Raw genomic sequence first — 2,195 nt, 5'->3', positions numbered from 1 at the left:
GCCCACGCGGACCCGCCGAGCGTCTCGGTCGCGGCCGCCGCGAACGCGCACAGGCGGGGGACGACGCCGGACTGCGCGGCGACGATCGCGGCGGTCCCGGCCACCAGCACGCGCTCGGCGGTGACCGCGGGGTCCGCCGCGGCCGGCACCATCGACCGCAGCGCCCGCGCACGAGCCCGCTTGGCCTTGTACTGCGCGGTGTCGGCCTGGCGGAACAGGTGCCGTGCGGACACCGACCCGGTCACGGCCGTGGAGGCGATGCCGTAGGAGATCGCGGCGCCGTGCGGCAGGGGGAACTCGGCGATGGTCGCGGCCATGACGTCCGCCACCTCGGCGCGCCGGCGCCCGACGGTGACCAGGCAGAACTCGTCGCCGCCGATGCGCGCGGCGGTGGACCCGGGCAGCGCGGCGGACGCGCGGCTGAGGACGTCCGCCACCGACCGCAGCAGGTCGTCGCCGGTGTCGTGCCCCAGTTCGTCGTTCACCCGCTTGAGCCCGTCGACGTCGCACATGACGATGCACGTCTCCTGGCCGGACTCGAGCGCCGCCTCGGCCTCGGCGTCGGCGATCCGGCGGTTGGCCAGGCCGGTCAGCGGGTCGTCCGCGACCAGGTGGCGCACCTGCGCCTCGAGGTCCACGCGCGCGATCGCACCGGCGACGAGCGCTGCGAGCACCTCCGCGCGCGCGATGTCGTCGACCCGGAACGGAGCACCCGGCCGCATCCGGACCGCGTAGATCGAACCCCAGACGCTGCCGTTGACCACGAGCGGCGACGCGAGCGCGGTGGAGGCGTCGAGCTCCTTGAGCGTGTCCACCTCGACCGGGTCGCCCGCGTCGGGGTCGTCCGGCACGGTCAGCTCGTCGTGCACGGTGCGGGCGTGGGCCACCCAGCTGGAGCGGTCCCGGATGAGGGCACGCAGCGCGGGGCGATCGGCGGCGCGGTACGAGGCCCGGGCCATCCACACCGCGCGCGGGTCGGTGGGCGCGGGCTCGACGAGCAGCACGCGGCAGGTGTCCTGGTCGATCCGGCAGATCGCGACGCTCTTGGCGTCGAGCATCTCGACGCCCGTGGACCCTGCGACCTGGGCGACCTCCTCGACGGACCGGCAGCGCTCCAGCCGGTGTGCCGCGAGGGCGAGCGCGCGCACGCCGACGAGGCCCGCGGCTGACCTGCTTCCCGCGCGCGCACCCTGAGCGGCCGTGCCTGGTCGCGTCACGTCGCCCATCATCGACCCTCGACCCCACCCCGAGCGACGCAGACGGATGAGAGGTCCGTGAGATCACCCGTCCTGGGGAAGCGACAACGGTTGCGGACGGGTAGGGACGCTGTCAGGCGCTCGCCCGGACAGCGCCGACCACGCGGACTCGCACGTCCACGCCGTCGACCGCACCCGGCAGGTCCGGACCGGGGCCTCGGGACACGTTCACCTGGAGCTGGTACCCGTCGGAGGCCCGTGCGATGCCGATCCCTCGCACGTCCGGGCGCCCCTTCAACGTCATGCGCAGGTGCTCTTTCGCTGCCCGGGCCTGCTCGAGGTCCGCCATGGTGTCCCGCCTCCCGCCGACCGTGACGGCCGCGGGGGCGGCTGGTCCGACGATCGTCAGACCAGTGTGACCCCGAGCCGGTCCAGAACGGCATCGATGGGGTTGATGTACGTCAACCCGGTGCCATTCTCTCCCCCCGACTCGGAGCCTGCAAAGAGCAGACCCAGGGCGACCCCGTCCTCGCGGTACACGAGCGAGCCGGAGTCGCCCCCGCGGGAGAACGGACCGGTCCCCGTGGACTCGACCTCGATCTGGTTGTCGAAGCTCAGCTCCCCGAGCTCGTCGCCGTACCCCACGACCACGTTGTCGAGCTCGATGGCCGTCACGTGCCCGTAGGTGATCGACGTCGTGCGCCCGATCTTGCTCACCTTCTCGCCGCCCAGGACGACCGCCGTGGTGGTGATCCGGCCGACCGGGTACTCCGGGTCCACCTCCTGGTCGTCCAGGAGCGCGATCGCGCAGTMCACCGTGGCGTCGCCGCCGGGCTCGAGCTCCACGCGCGCGGCCAGCGTGCCGACCCGGTCCCGCGGCGCACGCCCGCCGTCGGCCGGCCCGGGCTGCACGATGACGTCACCCACCTGGGCCTCCGGCCGCCCCGAGAGCACGTGGTAGTTGGACAGCGCGTGGACGACCCCGTCCTTGTGCACGAA

The 2,195-nt window shown here is 73.8% G+C and carries 3 protein-coding genes; all 3 read right to left on the bottom strand.

Annotation, left to right across the window (positions count from 1 at the left end):
• On the bottom strand, nt 1–1,226 hold a 1,226-nt coding region (locus AC1DUQ_RS21025; RefSeq protein ID WP_477074550.1), incomplete at its 3' end, for a GGDEF domain-containing protein.
• A 103-nt stretch (nt 1,227–1,329) separates the two neighbouring features.
• Entirely contained in the window at nt 1,330–1,500 is a 171-nt protein-coding gene (locus AC1DUQ_RS21020) for a hypothetical protein (protein ID WP_477074549.1), read from the bottom strand.
• A gap of 101 nt (nt 1,501–1,601) precedes the next feature.
• On the bottom strand, nt 1,602–2,195 hold a 594-nt coding region (locus AC1DUQ_RS21015; protein WP_477074548.1), incomplete at its 5' end, for a chymotrypsin family serine protease.

Source organism: Cellulomonas sp. P4_B5_2 (assembly GCF_056402235.1).
The sequence above is the reverse complement of the archived record's forward strand: the minus strand, read 5'-3'. Positions and strand labels throughout refer to the sequence as shown.

Bases quoted from the DNA above. Each gene is read 5' to 3' on its own strand.
- AC1DUQ_RS21020 (WP_477074549.1), bottom strand. From the start codon at position 1,500: ATGACGTTGAAGGGGCGCCCGGACGTGCGAGGGATCGGCATCGCACGG.